At 36.5% G+C, this 17921-nt stretch carries 17 protein-coding genes; all 17 read left to right on the plus strand.

What is annotated here, in order from left to right; all coding sequences use genetic code 11:
• The first annotated feature begins 8 nt into the window (after positions 1–8).
• Complete coding sequence (locus CaldiYA01_RS02320; protein WP_207180933.1) at positions 9–1283, plus strand: DUF1015 domain-containing protein; 1275 nt, start codon at positions 9–11, stop codon at positions 1281–1283.
• 122 nt (positions 1284–1405) lie between these two features.
• On the plus strand, positions 1406–2206 hold the full coding sequence (locus CaldiYA01_RS02325; RefSeq protein WP_207180934.1) for a Cof-type HAD-IIB family hydrolase: 801 nt from the start codon (positions 1406–1408) through the stop codon (positions 2204–2206).
• Positions 2207–2390: 184 nt separating this feature from the next.
• Positions 2391–2765: an adenosylmethionine decarboxylase gene (gene speD / locus CaldiYA01_RS02330; RefSeq protein WP_011916845.1), complete on the plus strand. Its 375-nt coding sequence runs from the start codon at positions 2391–2393 to the stop codon at positions 2763–2765.
• Between the two features lie 413 nt (positions 2766–3178).
• Positions 3179–4102: a carbohydrate kinase family protein gene (locus CaldiYA01_RS02335; protein WP_207180936.1), complete on the plus strand. Its 924-nt coding sequence runs from the start codon at positions 3179–3181 to the stop codon at positions 4100–4102.
• Between the two features lie 43 nt (positions 4103–4145).
• Complete coding sequence (locus tag CaldiYA01_RS02340) at positions 4146–4415, plus strand: ACT domain-containing protein (protein WP_207180938.1); 270 nt, start codon at positions 4146–4148, stop codon at positions 4413–4415.
• A gap of 31 nt (positions 4416–4446) precedes the next feature.
• Complete coding sequence (locus tag CaldiYA01_RS02345; RefSeq protein WP_207180939.1) at positions 4447–5805, plus strand: PFL family protein; 1359 nt, start codon at positions 4447–4449, stop codon at positions 5803–5805.
• Positions 5806–5830: 25 nt separating this feature from the next.
• Positions 5831–6667, plus strand: a complete 837-nt coding sequence (gene dapF, locus CaldiYA01_RS02350) for a diaminopimelate epimerase (protein ID WP_207180941.1) — start codon at positions 5831–5833, stop codon at positions 6665–6667.
• A gap of 86 nt (positions 6668–6753) precedes the next feature.
• A complete protein-coding gene (locus CaldiYA01_RS02355) occupies positions 6754–6918 on the plus strand; it encodes a hypothetical protein (protein WP_238480644.1) in 165 nt (54 codons plus the stop codon).
• A gap of 44 nt (positions 6919–6962) precedes the next feature.
• Entirely contained in the window at positions 6963–7199 is a 237-nt protein-coding gene (secG, locus tag CaldiYA01_RS02360; protein ID WP_207180943.1) for a preprotein translocase subunit SecG, read from the plus strand.
• Between the two features lie 98 nt (positions 7200–7297).
• Positions 7298–7855, plus strand: coding sequence for an HDIG domain-containing metalloprotein (locus tag CaldiYA01_RS02365; protein WP_207180945.1), 558 nt, complete (start codon positions 7298–7300; stop codon positions 7853–7855).
• Positions 7856–7881: 26 nt separating this feature from the next.
• Positions 7882–10032 carry a ribonuclease R gene (gene rnr, locus CaldiYA01_RS02370; protein WP_207180947.1) on the plus strand — a complete coding sequence of 717 codons (2151 nt, stop codon included), beginning with the start codon at positions 7882–7884 and terminating at the stop codon, positions 10030–10032.
• 16 nt (positions 10033–10048) lie between these two features.
• Positions 10049–11653 carry a DNA polymerase III subunit gamma/tau gene (gene dnaX / locus CaldiYA01_RS02375; protein ID WP_207180949.1) on the plus strand — a complete coding sequence of 535 codons (1605 nt, stop codon included), beginning with the start codon at positions 10049–10051 and terminating at the stop codon, positions 11651–11653.
• A 14-nt stretch (positions 11654–11667) separates the two neighbouring features.
• Positions 11668–12750: a DUF362 domain-containing protein gene (locus CaldiYA01_RS02380; protein ID WP_207180950.1), complete on the plus strand. Its 1083-nt coding sequence runs from the start codon at positions 11668–11670 to the stop codon at positions 12748–12750.
• 287 nt (positions 12751–13037) lie between these two features.
• Entirely contained in the window at positions 13038–13583 is a 546-nt protein-coding gene (gene hpf, locus CaldiYA01_RS02385) for a ribosome hibernation-promoting factor, HPF/YfiA family (RefSeq protein WP_207180951.1), read from the plus strand.
• Positions 13584–13738: 155 nt separating this feature from the next.
• Positions 13739–16285 carry a preprotein translocase subunit SecA gene (secA, locus tag CaldiYA01_RS02390; protein ID WP_207180953.1) on the plus strand — a complete coding sequence of 849 codons (2547 nt, stop codon included), beginning with the start codon at positions 13739–13741 and terminating at the stop codon, positions 16283–16285.
• Positions 16286–16323: 38 nt separating this feature from the next.
• A protein-coding gene (prfB, locus tag CaldiYA01_RS02395) for a peptide chain release factor 2 (RefSeq protein WP_207180955.1) occupies positions 16324–17443 on the plus strand; the annotation gives its coding sequence in 2 pieces (ribosomal slippage) (positions 16324–16398 and positions 16400–17443; 1119 coding nt in all).
• Complete coding sequence (locus tag CaldiYA01_RS02400) at positions 17440–17895, plus strand: chemotaxis protein CheW (protein ID WP_207180957.1); 456 nt, start codon at positions 17440–17442, stop codon at positions 17893–17895. Before prfB ends, CaldiYA01_RS02400 begins: the two co-directional genes overlap by 4 nt.
• Positions 17896–17921: the final 26 nt, after the last annotated feature.

The raw sequence follows: 17921 nt of genomic DNA on the forward strand, positions 1-17921 counted from the left end.
GGTGTAGTATGGCTAACATCAAAGGGTTTAGAGGTTTGAGATATTCGCCTGAAATTGAACTTGACAAGTGCATATGTCCTCCTTACGATATTATTTCTGAAGAGGAAAGAGAAGAACTTTATAGAAAGAGCGAATACAATATAATACGAGTTGAGTTTGGGAAAGAGTTTGAGAATGATAACCAGGAGAATAACAAGTTTACTCGTGCAAAAGAATACTTAGATAACTGGATAAAGCAAGGAATTTTGAAATTTGACTCAAAAGATTGCATTTATGTTCTTGAACAGGAATTTGAAGTGGATGGGAAGAAGCATGTTCGCACAGGGCTAATTGTTGCTCTTGAGCTTGTTGAATTTGAAAAAGGTATAGTTATACCTCATGAATTTACGCTTTCAAAACCGAAACAAGAAAGACTTGAGCTTATGCGAAAGACACATGCTAATATAAGCAGTATATTTGGACTTTATGAGGATAAGACAAAAGAAATTAAAGAAATTTTAGATACAATAAAATCGAAAAAAGAAGATGTTTCTTATAAGGGCATTGGTACATTTGAGAGAATGTGGGTTGTATCTGACAGTGATATAATTGAGAAATTGAGACAGCTTTTTTATGATAAGAAGATATTTATTGCAGATGGTCACCACAGGTATGAAACAGCACTTGAATATAAGAAAGAGATGGAACAGAAAGAAGGCAAACGAGATAATGCAGATTATAACTATATAATGATTACACTAACAAGTTTAGAAGACCCAGGAATAATTATTTTGCCTACACATAGAATTGTTCTTTCATCGGATGTTGAAGAAGATATATTTATGGAAAAGTTAAAAGCAGATTTTGAAATTGAACAAGGGGATTACAAAAACTTAAAAGAGAAATTAGAAGCAAAGAAAAAATATGCATTTTTAGTTTACACATATAATCATAATTTCTATCTAATTACATTAAAAGAACCTGAAGATTCCTTAAAAGAGATTGAAGGAAGTAAAGCTTATAAAAATCTTGATGTTGTGATATTACAAAAACTTGTTTTTAATAAAGTTCTTGAAATTACAGATGAAGATATTCTATACCAGAGAAACATAAAGTATACCAAGTCTATTGAAGAGTTAATAGAAACAGTAAACAAGGGTGCAAAATATGGATTTATTTTAAATCCAACGCTTGTTGAGGAATTAAAAGATGTATCTTTAAGCGGCGAAAAGATGCCTCAAAAATCCACATACTTTTATCCGAAGCTTATGACAGGAAATGTAATATATGTTCATTTAAAGTAAAAAGGTTTTTATAAACTAAAAAGGTTTGGATATTGATATCGTGAACGATGTTGTTCATGTTTTCAATATCCAAACCGTTTTTTGTATTTTGACATAAATGAAAGAAAGGAGAAACAAAAAAGATGATCAAACTTGTTGCAACAGATATAGATGATACGTTACTATCAAAGGAGTTAACAATAACTGAAAAAAATTTAAAAGCTATTGAATTTTTAAAGAAAAACAATATTATTTTGATATTAGCTTCAGGAAGGCCTTATCCTTCTGTTAAAAAAGTGGCGTATGAACTTGAGAATTTTTACCCAATGATAACATACCAGGGCGCACTTGTTTATGACCCCAAAACTGATCAAAAACTTTATGGTTGTGAGATTAGCCCAGATAGTGCAAAAGAACTTGTAAGGCTTGCAAAAGATGTAGATATTCACATTCACATTTACATTGACAATATATGGTATGTTGAAGCTATGAACGAAAAGACAGAGTATTACAAAAATCTTACAAAACTTGAGCCACATATAGTTGAAAATTTACTTGAAGTTATCGAAAGACCTGTTACAAAAGTTTTGTTTTTTGATGAACATGAAAGATTGAAAGCGTTAAAAGAAAGTCTTCCAGAGGATTTTACCAAAAAATTTAACATAATGTTTTCAAAACCCTTCTTCTTGGAATTTACAGATATAAATGTTTCAAAGGGAAATGCACTTAAGTTTTTGATCGAGTACTATGGTTTGAAAAGAGAAGAGGTTATGGCAATTGGTGATGGTGACAATGACATTTCAATGATTGAATATGCAGGGATAGGGGTTGCTGTTGAAAATGCAGTTGAAGAGTTAAAAGAGGCTGCTGACTTTGTTGTTGCAAAAAGTGATGATAGCGGTTTTGCACAGGCTATAGAAAAAGTATTCAACGTTCATTTTTAAATTTTCAATCATATAATAGGATAAGAAAGAGAAAAACAAAGATTTTGATAAGAAAACGAGAGCTAATTTAAAAATTTAAAGGAAAATGATATTTTTTAAAAAAATATATTGACTTTTGAAAAAATTTTGCTAAAATAAATTCTGTTACTTGAAAAGAGTAAATTCCAAGAAGGAGGTAGAGAAGATGCACGCATTGGGCAGGCACATAATAGCAGAGCTTTACGGGTGTGACAAGGAAGTGCTCAACAACCGCGAGCTGATTGAGAAGATAATGGTAGAATCAGCGCTCAAAGCAGGTGCAGAGGTAAGAGAGGTAGCATTCCACAAGTTTTCACCACAGGGTGTAAGTGGGGTTGTTGTAATATCTGAGTCACACCTGACAATTCACACATGGCCAGAGCTTGGCTATGCAGCAGTTGATGTATTTACATGCGGCGAGAGAGTCGACCCGTGGCAAGCTTGCAACTACATCACAGAGATGCTCAAAGCAAGCCACATGACAACTACAGAGGTAAAAAGAGGTTTGTTCGAACAACCTGTCAAGGTAGCAAACCTGTAATAATACCTCCTTTTTGTTGATGGCATAAATAGGTTTTTGTTAAAGTTTTGAAGGGATGTGGAACTGGGAACTCTATAAAGGAGGATTATAACTTTTTTAAATTGTTAGTTTTTAAGGTTTTTGATGTATGAAAGAATACAAAAAGGGAAAAATATTTAACTGAAAGACCCCCTTTACTTAATAAAATATTTTGGTGCACAGATAAGACTTTCTGTGCACCAATTTTTTTGTATTCAAACATCTTTAAGCCTTGCTCAGAATACCAAAATACAGGTCAAAAGTTTTGTATCCGAATGACATATCCAGTCAAGAATAAGTTTTTCTATATATGTTTTACCCTATTATTTCTTCACTTCTGAATATTAAATGTTCTATAATAATATTATACTCAAAGGAAAGGGGACGATTAGTTTTTGAAAGTTGTCTGCTACGGAGAGGTTTTAATAGATTTTTTGAATGTAAAAGATAACCTATTTGAAGCAAACCCGGGCGGTGCACCGGCAAATGTGGCAGCAGCAGTTGCAAAGTTTGGAGGAAAATCGTATTTAATCTCACAGGTTGGGAATGACATGTTTGGCAAAATGATTATAGATAGCCTTTCTGCCTGTGGTGTTGATATTTCAAATGTTAAAATGACAGATGAATATTTCACAACACTTGCGTTTGTAAAGCTAAATAGCAAAGGTGAAAGGTCTTTTTCGTTCTCAAGAAAATATGGTGCAGATGTTTACCTAAAAGTGGAAGATATTGATATGAATATCGTAAAGTCAGCTGATATATTTCACTTTGGCTCACTTTCAATGACATATGAACAAAACAAAAGAACCACCTTAGAGCTTTTAAGGATTGCAAGACAAAGTGGCAGCACAATCTCATATGACCCAAACTACAGAAGTAGCCTGTGGGAAAGCCAAAAAAAGGCTTTAGAGACCATGATTGAACCTGTTGAAAATGGGTTTGTGGATATTCTGAAAATGTCCGAGGAAGAGGTTTTGTTATATGAAAAGGGTGTAAATTACTTTTATAACCGAATAAAAGACAAGGTAAAGATTTTCCTTGTGACATTTGGCGAAAAGGGTAGCATGGTTTTCTTTAAAGGAAAGTCATATTTTGTTGATACAATAAAGGTTGATGTTGTTGACACAACTGGATGTGGAGACTGTTTTGTCGGCATGTTTTTGCATGAAATCTTAAAATCTTTGCCAGTTGAAAATCTATCAGAAGATGAAATTGTAAATATTGTAAAAAAAGCAAACATAGCAGGTGCTCTGTGTGCAACCAAAAAAGGTGCTATTCCTGCAATTCCTGAGTACAGTGAAGTTTTAGAAAGGCTTTGAAATTCAAAAATCTTTATCATAAAACTTTTGGAGGAAAAGAGACATGAGAGCAATAATAACAGTTGTTGGTAAAGATAAAGTTGGCATAATTGCAGCAATCTCGAGCTTACTTGCCCAGAACAATGTAAATATTCTTGATATAAGCCAGACAATTATGCAGGGATTTTTTACTATGATAATGCTTGTTGACCTAAAAGAGTGCAAATTGAAGTTTTCTGAGCTGAAAGAACTTCTCATGAAAAAAGGGCAGGAAATAGGCGTTGATGTAAATATGCAGCACGAAGACCTTTTCAATAGCATAAACAGGATATAGTAATTTTTGTTTTTGAGGAGATGAAAGCAGAATGTTCACATCACAGGAGATAATTGAAACTATTAATATGGTAAAGCAAAGCAACTTGGATATTCGAACAATCACAGTTGGGATAAGTCTTTTTGATTGTTGCTCAGACATTCCACAGAGGTTTATTGATAACATGAGAAAAAAGATTATAAAATATGCGGGAAATCTCAGAAATGTGGCAAATGAGATTGAGGATATGTTTGGACTTCCAATTGTCAACAGAAGGGTAGCTCTTACACCTATTTCTCTTTTGACCTTTTCTTATTCATATGAAGATCTGATAAAGGTAGCAGTAGCCATTGATGAGATTGCCAAAGAGCTTGAGGTTGATCTGATAGGTGGTTACTCTGCGGCTGTTCACAAAAGCTATGATGAAAATACTAAAAAATTCATATCTTCTATTCCAGATGCATTGGCATCAACAGAAAGGCTTTGTTCTTCGGTTGACGTTGGCACAACAAGGTCGGGTATTAACCTTGATGTGATTGCCTATCTTGGGTTTATAATAAAAGATATTGCACAAAAAACAAAGGATAAAGACAGTTTCGGATGTGCAAGGTTTGTTGTATTTGCAAACGCACCAGATGATAATCCATTTATGGCAGGTGCGTTTCATGGGACAGGCGAGGGAGATTGTTGCATAAATGTGGGAATTTCAGGCCCTGGTGTTGTGAAAAGAGCATTGGAAGAGAAGAAAGATGCTTCAATTGATGAGATTTATGAGACAATAAAAAAGATGGCATTTAAAATAACAAGGGCTGGTCAGCTTGTTATGCAGTATGCAAGCAAAAAGCTCCAAATTCCAGCCGGGATTGTAGATTTGTCGCTTGCACCAACACCGAAAGTTGGTGATAGCATTGCAGAGATACTTGAAGAGATGGGACTTGAAAAGGTTGGCGGATATGGCACAACATTTGCTTTAGCGCTTTTGAATGATGCTGTAAAAAAGGGCGGAGCGATGGCTGCAACATTTACAGGTGGACTTTCTGGAGCATTTATACCTGTATCAGAAGACTCTGGAATGGTAAGGGCTGTTGAGGCAGGAGCACTATCGATAGAAAAACTTGAGGCAATGACAAGTGTATGTTCTGTCGGTCTTGATATGATAGTTGTGCCAGGCGATGTAGAAGCTGAAGTTATCTCTGCTATAATTGCAGATGAGATTGCGATTGGCGTTTACAACAACAAAACAACAGCTGTGCGCGTGATTCCTGCATATGGCAAAAAAGAAGGGGATGAGGTCAACTTTGGTGGGCTTTTAGGAAGATCAAAGGTGATGAGTATCAACAGAAGTTCACCAAAAAGGTTGATTGAACGTGGAGGAAGAGTTCCACCACCTATAATTTCGCTGAGAAATTAAAACTTTTTAAAAGGAGGTTCAAGAAATGCTTTTTTCAAAGATGCACGGGCTTGGAAATGACTTTATTGTAATAGATGCAAGAGGCAAAGAGGATATAGATTATAACTTGCTTGCAAAGAGGATGTGCCATCGACACATTGGAGTTGGAGCAGACGGTCTGCTGCTTGTATTAAATTCAGATATTGCTGACATCAGGATGAGAATTATCAACTCTGACGGCTCTGAAGCTGAGATGTGCGGAAATGGAATCAGGTGTTTTGCAAAATATGTATATGAAAGAGGAATTGTGAAAGCCACTAAATTCAAAGTTGAAACGTTGGCAGGCATAATTGAGCCAGAGCTTTTTGTAAACGAATATGGACTTGTTGATAAAGTTAAAGTGAATATGGGAAAGCCCAGCTTTAAAAGAAAAGATATACCAATGCAAGGCGACCCAGAAAGTGATGCCATAAATACATCTATTGTAGTTGATGGCAATGAATACAGAATTACATCTCTTTTGATGGGTGTTCCGCACACTATTTTGTTTGTTGATGATGTTGAAAAAGTGGACATTTATACGTTAGGACCAAAAATAGAAAAGCATGAGGCTTTTCCAAGAAAGACAAATGTCAACTTTGTTCAGGTGATTGACAAGAATAATATAAAGGTAAGAACCTGGGAAAGAGGTGCAGGGGCTACATTTGCATGTGGCACGGGTTCTTGTGCTTCTGTGATAGCAGCAAACTTAAATGGACTTACAGAAAGAAAAGCAAATGTCCACCTTTATTTTGGAATTCTTGAAATAGAGTGGCAAGAAGACGGTATAGTTTTTATGACAGGACCTGCCGAGGAGGTTTTTGTTGGGGAGTATTTGGATTAAAGATTATCATTTTAATTGAATTTTTCTTATCTTGTGATATAATTTTAGTATGGTTTTTATGGCTTTTTGCAGGGAAGGTGAATGCATTGAAAGTCTTCTATGTTAAGATTGAATACAAAGATGGAAGAAAAGTTGAAGATATCTTTCTCACAAACGCTAAAGCAAAAGAGATGTGTGATTTACTTTTAGGTGAGGACAAAGAAGGTCAAATTAAGCTTGTTGAGACAAAGTGCAGGGAAGTTGACCTGTAATTTGTGCAAGTCAATACTAAATTTTTAGGAGGTTTTAAACCACAATGGCAAAGATAATTCTAACTGTTTTGGAGCTTCTTTTAGCAATTGCACTTATAATTGTTGTGCTTTTGCAGTCAGGCAAGAGTGCAGGGCTTTCTGGGTCAATTGCAGGTGGTGCTGAGACATTTTTTGGAAAGTACAAGGGAAGAACTCTTGATGCTATGCTTGGAAGATACACATGGATAGTTGCAGCAGCTTTCTTTGTGGTATCAATAGTTTTATTCTTTGTAATAAAGTAAAACCTGAGGTTGAATGTCAACCTTGGGTTTTTATTTTAACCATGAATGTTCACAAGATCTTAAAAAACGCTTAGTACAAAAGGAGGAAGGTTTTAAGAATGAGCATTACACGTGAAGTTGCACTTGAGGAGCTCAAAAAGAGAATAAAGACACAGAATCTTTTCAAACACTGTTTGGCTTGCGAGGCTATCATGCGCGAGCTTGCATGTTATTTTGAACAGGATATGGACAAGTGGGGGATTTGCGGGCTTGTCCATGATATAGATTATGAGGAAACAAAAAATGACCCAAGTACACATAGCTTGGTTGGCGCAAAAATTTTGGAGGATTTGGGGTTTGACAAGGACATTGTGTATGCTGTGAAGGTTCACAACGACGCGCATGGTCTTCCAAGACTTTCACTTTTGGATAAAGCTCTTTACTGTGTTGATCCAACTTCAGGTTTTATTGTAGCAGGCGCGCTGATTCTACCATCAAAAAAACTATCTGATGTTACTGTTTCGTTTTTGATGAACAGATTCAATGAAAAAAGCTTTGCAAAAGGTGCAAACAGAGATCAGATGAGAGCATGTTCTGAGCTTGGACTTGATCTTGAAGAATTTTTAAGAATAGCCCTTAAAGCTATGCAAAGAATATCTAATGAACTTGGTTTGTAAATTAAAAAAAAGGATGTGATAGTCCTGTGAAAAAAATTAAATTTGAAGAGAAAAAGCAGGAGGTTTTAAATCTTTTTCAGGAAGAAAGTTATCATCCTATGACCTTTTCAGAGATCTTTGATATTTTGAACTGGCAGGAAAAAGATGAGAAGTTATTAAAAAAGATTCTTGATGAACTTGAGCAGGAAGGAAAGATTGTAAGAACAAAACGTGGCAGGTTTGGTCTTGCCGAAGAGATGAATTTGTTTGCAGGAGTGCTTGAGGTAAACCCACGTGGTTATGGTTTTTTGATTCCTGACAATCCAAGTGTTCCTGACATTTATATCTCACCAGAAAACATGAATGGTGCTATGCATGGCGACAGAGTGCTTGTCAAGGCACTTTCTGCTGTTCCTGTTGAAGGTAAAAGAATTGAAGGATATGTTGAAAGAATTTTAAAAAGAGGTATTACAAAAGTTGTTGGAAGATATGAAGATAGTAAGAACTTTGGGTTTGTTATTCCAGATGACCAGAGAATAATATATGATATCTATATTCCAAAAAGCGGTAAGAATAAGGCAAAGACAGGGCAGAAAGTAGTTGTTGAAATTACAAGATATCCTGAAAAAAGAAGAAACCCTGAAGGGAAAATTGTTGAGATTTTGGGGTATGAAAATGCCAAAGGTGTTGACATTCTCTCAATAATCAAGAAATATGAACTTGATGAGGAATTTCCAAAAGAGGTACTAAAAGAAGTTGAGAATATTCCAGATGAAGTGACAGAAGAGGATTTAGAAGGAAGAGTTGACCTGCGCGACTTAACAATCTTTACAATCGATGGTGAAGATGCAAAAGACTTTGACGATGCAGTATCTATCCAAAAACTTCCAAATGGGAACTATCTTTTAGGTGTTCACATTGCAGATGTTAGCCACTATGTAAAGCCAAACACACATCTTGACAAAGAAGCTTACAGGCGCGGAACGTCTGTATATCTTGTTGACAGAGTCATCCCAATGCTTCCGTTTAAACTTTCAAATGGTATTTGTTCACTTAACCCCAACGTTGACAGGTTGACATTTTCTGTTATGATGGAGATTGACAAGTATGGAAATGTTGTGAAACATAACATCTTTGAAAGTGTTATAAGAAGTAAAGAAAGAATGACGTATACAAATGTTACAAAGATTCTCAAAGAAGAGGACAAAGATCTTTTGAAAAGGTATGAACATATAAGAGAAGATTTAGAGCTTATGCGCGAGCTTGCGCTTATCCTGCGAGAAAAGAGAATGAAAAGAGGGGCTTTGGATTTTGATTTTGACGAGACAAAAGTCATACTTGATAAAAACGGCAAACCCATAGACGTTATCCGATATGAGCTTACAATCTCTAATAAAATAATTGAAGAGTTTATGCTAATTTGCAACGAGACAGTTGCAAATCATTTCTACTGGCTAAATGTTCCGTTTTTGTACAGGGTTCATGAAGAGCCTCATATAGAAAAGATTTATCAGTTTGCTGAGTTTATATACAACATGGGGTATATTTTAAAAGGTATTTCGAACAAGGTACATCCCAAAGCTTTGCAGGCAGTTTTAGAACAAAGCCGTGGCACGCCAGAAGAAAGGGTTATTCATACGCTGTGTTTGAGGTCTCTCAAAAAAGCAAGGTACTGTGAAGAAAACCTTGGTCACTTTGGTCTTTCGACAGAATACTATTGTCACTTTACCTCTCCAATAAGAAGATATCCTGATCTTGTGATACACAGGATTATGAAGGATGTTTTAAAAGGTAGAATGACAGAGAAAAAAATTCAGAGGCTCAAACTTAAAATGCCAGAGATTGCAAAGTGGACATCACAGAGAGAAAGAGTTGCAGAAGAAGCAGAACGTGAAACGGTTGACCTCAAGAAGGTTGAATTTATGCAAGACAAGATTGGTCAGGTCTTTGAAGGAATTATTTCGAATGTAACACCATTTGGATTTTTTGTGGAGCTTGAAAATACAATAGAAGGCTTAGTAAGAGTCAGCTCTTTAGAGGATGATTATTATGTCTTTAATGAAAAGACTTATCAGCTGATAGGCGAAAAGTCGAAAAAGGTTTACAAGATAGGTGACAGGGTAAAAGTAATGCTCATTGATGCTAATGTGCCGCTAAGACAAATAGAGTTTGCTGTTGTGGAAAAACTCAAAATGTAGAAAAAGGGTGATAAGTATGCACATAGCACTTTATAGAAAATACAGACCAAAAGTGTTTGAAGATGTTGTTGCCCAGGAGCATATAACCAAAACGTTAAAAAACCAGATAAAACAAGATAGAATAGCACACGCATACATCTTTTGCGGCCCGAGAGGTACTGGCAAAACAACAACCGCAAAGATAATGTCAAGAGCTGTGAACTGCTTGAACCCCAAGGATGGGAATCCATGCAACGAATGTGAGGTATGCAGAAGCATCTTAGACGAAAAGACACTTGATGTTTTAGAAATTGACGCTGCATCAAATACAAGTGTCAACGACGTGAGGCAAATCAGGGACGAGGTCAGATACCCACCTTCTATGTGCAAAAAGAAGGTGTATATAATAGACGAGGTACACATGCTTTCAACAGGGGCTTTCAACGCGCTTTTAAAAACCCTTGAAGAGCCCCCCTCCCATGCACTTTTTATTCTGGCAACCACAGATATCCAGAAAGTGCCTGCAACTATTCTATCAAGGTGTCAGAGATTTGATTTTAAAAGGATTTCTGTGAAAGACATTTATGAAAGACTCAAAAAGATTGTTCAGATGGAAAATATTTTGATTGACGATAATGCCCTCTATTTGATTTCACAAAAGGCAGAAGGAGCTCTGAGGGATGCTTTGACCATATTAGAAAGATGCATAAATACATCTGATGAACACATAACATACAAGTTTGTTGCAAACCTTTTGGGTGTTACATCAACCGAGATTGTGAAAGAATTTATTGCTGCCATTGTAGAAAATGATTCAAACAAAGGATTAAAAGTTGTAAATAAGCTTTGGGATGAAGGAATGGATGTCAATACCTTTTTAGAAGAGTCTGTGAAACTTTTAAGAAGTGCATTGATTTTGCGACTTGGCGCAAAAGATGTCTTAGTTGATATGCTTGAGAGTGATAAAGATTTTGTTATAAATATATCAAACCTTGTTGACTCAAACAGACTTGTTTCAATAATAAAAATGCTAATTGACACCGCTAACCAGATACGCTGGACAAGGTTTCCAAAGATTTTGCTTGAGATAAATACAATAAAACTTTGCGACAGCCAGTTTGACACCTCATTTGAAACGCTCATTGAGAGAGTGCGAAAACTTGAGACAAAACTTTCCCGGTTTTCTGAAAATCCCAAGGCTTTTGAAGCCATGAAACTTGACAAGGCTCAATCTACAAAACAAGAGCAAAAGACCCCGCATATAGCTGACAAAAGCGCAGAAGGTGTGGATAGCAATACATCTTTTTCATTATCTGAGATTTTGAACAGGTGGCAGGAAATAAAAGAAGCTATCAAGGAGGAAAAGCCGGGACTTTCGCATGTTCTTCAAAATGCCAGCTTGAGGATAGAAAATGGTGTAAAGGTGTGTTTTAAACAAGAAGATAGTGTGTTTGCAGATGTTTTGATTAGAAACATGGAGTATTTTAAGTCAGTTCTAAAGAGAATTGTGGGGTATGAAGGCGAAGTTTCTGTTGATGTGGAAAAACAAGAGCCTTTTAAAGAAGATGCTATGTCTGATCAGGATGTTATAAACAAGCTCAAAGGTTTCTTTCCTGACACAGAAATTACAATAAAAGAATGAAAGGAAGAATGAACATGAACAACAATATTTACATTATCTACGGTAAAGATGCTAAATCTATGACAAAACAGCTTCTTGAATATGCTGATGTAAAAAGATATATCCCTATGAAGAGCAAAATTGCTATAAAACCCAATTTGGTTGTTGCAAAGCCGTACACCTCAGGTGCTACAACCAATCCGCATATTGTTGAAGGAATTGTAGAGTATTTAAAAGAAAATGGATTTGACGAAATTACAATTATGGAAGGCGCATGGCTTGGCGCTTCCACAAAAAGGGCGTTTGAAGTTTGTGGGTATACTGAGATTGCAAAAAGATACGGTGTAAAGCTTATTGACACAAAAGAAGATAGGCCTTTGAAGATAAATGTTGATGGGTTTGAGCTGAACATTTGTAGCCAGGTTTATAGCTATGACTTTTTAATAAACGTTCCACTTTTGAAAGGTCACTGCCAGACACAACTTACCTGTGCTTTGAAAAATCTCAAAGGGCTTATTCCAGACAGTGAAAAGAGAAGGTTTCATACACTTGGTCTTCACAAACCAATTGCGTATTTAAACAAAGCAATAAAGACACATCTTATAATAGTAGACAGTATTATGCCAGACCCTGACTTTGAAGAGGGAGGAAATCCTGTTGAGAAGGATTTTATAGCCCTTGGTTTTGACCCGGTATTGATAGACAGTTTTGCTGCCGAGCATTTGGGATATGACCCCTATGAGATTGAATACATAAGATTGGCAGAAAAATTGGGTGTTGGGAAAACAGGTGAGTATAATCTCATAGAAATAAATCCTGAGAAAAAACCAACTGGAATTTCAAAAAGATCTTCAATTGTTTCAAGATATGCAAAATATATTGAAGAAAGAGATGCATGTTCGGTATGTTATGCAAACCTTATAAGTGCTCTTATGAGATTAGACGAGCAAGGGTTTTTAAAAAAACTTTCAAAAAAGCTCTATATTGGACAAGGCTATAAAGGAAAAGCTATGGATGGAATAGGAATTGGAAGCTGCACAAAAGCTTTTGATGTGTGCAAACAGGGGTGTCCCCCAAAGTCAAACGAGATTGTTGAGTTTTTAAAACAGAATTTATAGAAAACATTTATCCTCAAGGGCACATGCATGTAAAAGAAGATGTGTGTGCCTTTTTTGTTTGCTTAAAAGCAAAAAGTAACTTTTCAACAACCAAAGAAACTTGGGAAATAACATATCCACAGAGTTATCCACATTATCCACAACTCATTTTTAAACAGAACGAATATTTGCTTATTGTGAATTGTGGATAATTCTGTGGAAAAAATTTTTGTGTAAATAAGTCGAAATTGGTGGTATATATATAATATCAAAACAAAACCTTCTACATAGAAAGGATGGTCAATATGATGAACTTTATTATCAGTGGTAAAAACATCGAAGTAACTGATGCCCTAAAAGAGAGGATTGAAAAAAAACTTTCAAAACTTGAAAGGTATATAAAGCTTAACACAGATGTTCATGTAACTTTGAGTGTTGAAAAAATTTCACACATAATTGAAGTAACAATACCATTCCATGGAATGATTTTGAGAGCTGAAGAGAGAAGCAACGATATGTACAGTGCCATAGATTTGGTTGTTGATACCTTGGAAAGACAAATTAGAAAGTTCAAGACAAAAATAGCTAAAAGGGCGAAAGACGCAGAGTCTTTGCGATATATAACGTTTGAATTAGAAGAGCCAGAAAAAGAGGTTCAAGAAGAAAATAGTGAGTTTAGAATTGCTAAAACAAAGAAGTTCCCTATAAAGCCAATGAGTGTTGAAGAGGCAATTTTGCAGATGAATTTGCTTGGTCACAGCTTCTTTGTATTCTTAAATCAGGACACAGATAAAGTTAATGTAGTGTATAAAAGAAACGACGGTGCGTATGGTTTAATTGAACCTGAGTATTAAAAGTTTTTAACAAAAGAAAAAATTAAGATCATTACTGCCCCCGCTCAAAGACTGTTTGTCTTTGAGCGGATTTTTGTTTGAATATAGACTTAAGAAGTGATAAAATAATTATTTGAACTGTCCAAAAAATTTTTGAAAAAATCGAGGGTGGAAACATGTTAAAGATTATTGAAAAGCTAATCGGAAGCTACAGCGAAAGAGAGATTAAAAAAATCTTGCCAATAGTTGACAAGATAGAATCACTTGCCCCGGAATATGAGAAGTTAACAGATGCAGAGCTAAGGCAAAAGACAGATATATTCAAACAAAGGCTAAAAAATGGCGAAACTTTGGACGATATCCTGCCAGAAGCGTTTGCAGCTGTGAGAGAAGCTGCTTGGCGGACTTTAAAGATGCGCCATTTTAGAGTACAGCTCATAGGCGGTATAGTTTTGCACCAGGGTAGGATTGCAGAGATGAAAACTGGTGAAGGTAAAACCCTTGTGGCAACTCTACCTGCGTACTTGAACGCTTTAGAAGGTAAGGGTGTTCATATAGTAACTGTCAATGACTACTTGGCAAAAAGAGACGCTGAGTGGATGGGACCTATTTATAACTCTTTGGGACTTTCTGTTGGGGTTATTGTACATGGTCTTAATCATGAAGAGAGGAAAAAAGCGTACAACTGTGATATTACCTATGGGACAAACAATGAATTTGGTTTTGATTATTTGCGAGACAACATGGCAATTTACAAAGAAGAGCTTGTGCAAAGAGAGCTAAACTATGCAATAATAGATGAGGTTGACTCAATCTTGATTGATGAGGCAAGAACGCCTCTTATAATCTCAGGTCCTGCTGAAAAGTCAACAGACCTTTACAAAAGAGCAGACAGTTTTGTAAGAAGACTAAAGCCTTTTTATTATAACAGTGATGACGACAAACAAATGCCTGATACAACCGGCTATGACTATATAGTAAACGAAAAAAGACATACAGTTTCGCTTACAGAAGAGGGGATAAAAAAAGCTGAGAAATATTTTGGTGTTACAAATTTAGCTGACCCGGAAAATGCAACTCTTCACCATCACATTATCCAGGCACTGAAAGCTCATGCTCTTATGAAAAGAGATAGGGACTATGTTGTAAAAGATGGGCAGGTAATAATTGTTGATGAGTTTACAGGTAGACTTATGTACGGACGAAGATTTTCTGAAGGACTTCACCAGGCAATAGAGGCAAAAGAGGGTGTGAGGATAGAAAGAGAAAGCAAAACTTTGGCAACAATAACTTTTCAGAACTATTTCAGGCTGTACAAAAAACTTGCTGGTATGACAGGTACTGCAAAAACTGAAGAGCAGGAATTCAGAGAAATCTACAAGCTTGATGTTATAGAAATTCCAACTCATAAACCAATGATACGAATTGACCATCCAGACAAGGTTTACAAGACAGAAAAGGCAAAGTTTGAGGCAATTGTTCAGGAGATTGTTGAGACTCATAAAAAAGGTCAGCCTGTTTTGGTTGGTACAGTGTCAATTGAGAAGTCTGAGATGCTGAGCGAGATGCTAAAAAAACATGGTATAAAACATGAGGTTTTAAACGCAAAACATCATGAAAAAGAAGCAATGATAATTGCAAAGGCTGGTCAAAAAGGTGCTGTTACAATTGCAACCAACATGGCAGGCCGCGGAACAGATATTGTTTTAGGCGAAGGTGTTGCTGAGCTTGGGGGCCTCAAAGTAATTGGCACAGAGAGGCATGAAAGCAGGCGAATAGACAACCAGCTTCGCGGAAGATCAGGTCGTCAGGGTGACCCTGGCGAGTCAAGATTTTATGTGTCGCTTGAAGATGATCTAATGAGGCTTTTCGGGTCTGAGAGGATTAAAAATCTTGTTGAGTCGCTGGGACTTCCTGATGACCAGCCGATTGAACATAAGCTCTTGTCTGATGCCATTGAAAAGGCACAAAAAAGGGTTGAAGCGCGAAACTTTGAGATACGAAAACACCTTTTGCAGTTTGACGATGTTTTGAACAAGCAAAGAGAGATAATATACTCCCAGCGACGCAAAGTTTTAGAAGGTGAGAACTTAAGAGACTCTATCTTGGGCATGATAGATGAGCTTGTGGATTACAAGATAAAGGTATACACAGGTGAAAGTCCTCATCCTGAAGACTGGGATATAAAAGGTCTTTTGCAGGATTTGAAGTTTATATTCTTGGACAGTGAGCTTTCTGAGCAGGATGCAAAAAATATGACAAAACAGGAGCTAAAAGAAAAGCTCATCTCAATTGCAAAAGAAAAATATGAGAAGAAAGAACAAGAAGTTGGCGAGCTTATGCGCGAGCTTGAAAGGGTTGTGCTTTTGCGAGTTGTTGACATGCACTGGATGGAGCATATAGATGCTGTCGAGCAGCTGAGAGAAGGTATATCTCTTCGTGCAATCGGGCAAAAAGATCCAATTGTTGAGTTCAGGTTCGAAGCGTTTGAGATGTTTGATGAAATGATAAAGAGAATCCAAGAGGACACAATAAAAATCATACTTCATGCAAATGTTGAAAATATGCCTCAAAGAGAAAGAGTTGCAAAAGAGATGTATGAAAACGCACCATCAGACACACCTGTAAGAAAACCTGTTGTGAACACACAGAAGGTTGGAAGAAACGATCCATGTCCTTGCGGCAGTGGTAAAAAATATAAAAAATGCTGTGGTGCAGTTTGATTTTTTAAAATCATAATTAGAAGGAGTGGTTTTAAAATATGCTTATGCTTGAAGAAATCTTGCAGAGGCTTGAGAAGGCAGAAGAAGACCTCAAGGAAATGAGGGTTTCTCTTTGACATCGACAGGCTGGAAAGTGAACTGAAATCGTTGGAGAGTGAGACTTCGAGTCCTGATTTTTGGCAGGATTTAGAAAACTCTCAAAAAGTTTTACAGAAAATAAAGAGGCTAAAGGACAAGATAGAAAGGTTCCAAAGACTGTATTCTCAATGGGATGATTTGAAAGTATTAACAGAACTCAGTATAGAAGAAGGCAATCACGAGATGGCAGAAGAGCTTGAAAAAGAGCTTTTGGACCTTGAAAGGAAAATAGAGGATTTCAAGATAGAGGTCCTTTTAAACGGTCCCTATGACAAAAACAATGCAATACTCTCAATTCATGCGGGTGCAGGCGGAACAGAAGCTCAGGACTGGGCAGAGATGTTACTTAGGATGTATACGCGCTGGGCTGCAAAAAAAGGTTACAAAGTTGAAACTTTGGACATTCTTCCTGGTGAAGAGGCGGGTATAAAAAATGTTACAGTTCGCATAGTTGGTGAGAATGCTTATGGGTATCTGAAAGCTGAAAAAGGAGTTCACAGGCTTGTGAGAATTTCACCTTTTGATGCAGCAGGAAGAAGACATACTTCCTTTGCAGCGGTTGAGGTTCTGCCTGAGGTTGAAGATGACACGGACATTGAGATAAAGGAAGAAGACCTTGAGATAGACACATACAGAGCATCTGGGGCAGGTGGTCAACATGTTAACAAGACAGAGTCTGCTGTTAGAATAAAGCATATTCCAACAGGTATTGTTGTGACATGCCAGAATGAGAGGTCCCAGCACAAGAACAGAGAAATTGCACTTAAAATCTTAAAAGCAAAACTGTTAGAGCTCAAAGAAAAGGAAAGAAGAGAGAAGATTCAAAAGCTTAAAGGTGAGCAGACAGAGATTGGCTGGGGAAATCAAATTAGGTCTTACGTATTTTGCCCATATACTTTGGTAAAAGACCACAGGACAGAGACAGAAGTAGGAAATGTTGAGGCAGTAATGGACGGTGAGATAGATGTCTTCATAAATGCATACCTGAAGAAATTTAGAAACGAGGAGGAAGTTGCATGAAACAGTATGTCATTTTCAATGTGGGTGATTACAGCTTTGGTGTTGACATACTTGAGATTGTTGAGATTATAAAGCCAAATAAGATTGTAAAGGTACCAAGTATGCCCCAGTATGTTGAAGGAATAATTGATGTGAGAGGCACATCTGTCCCAGTTTATAACCTTGCAAAACGGCTCGAGATTGAGTCAAATGCAGAAGCACAGAAAATAATCATTGTAGAGCTTTCCAAATTCCAGCTTGGATTTTTGGTTGATGATGTCTCTGAGATACTCAAAATTGAAGATGAGAAGATTGAAAAGGCAAGTGAGAGCATCAGGGGAATCAAACGAAAATTCATTGATTCGATTGCGCGTGTCAACGACGATATGATTATTATTCTTGACCTTAAAAATGTTCTTACAATTGAAGAAGAGGATCAAATATCTGAAATGCTAACAGAGAAAAATCAATAAGATTTTTGAATATTAGGGGCTTTTTT

The organism is Caldicellulosiruptor diazotrophicus, assembly GCF_017347585.1.
GTDB lineage: Bacteria > Bacillota > Thermoanaerobacteria > Caldicellulosiruptorales > Caldicellulosiruptoraceae > Caldicellulosiruptor > Caldicellulosiruptor diazotrophicus.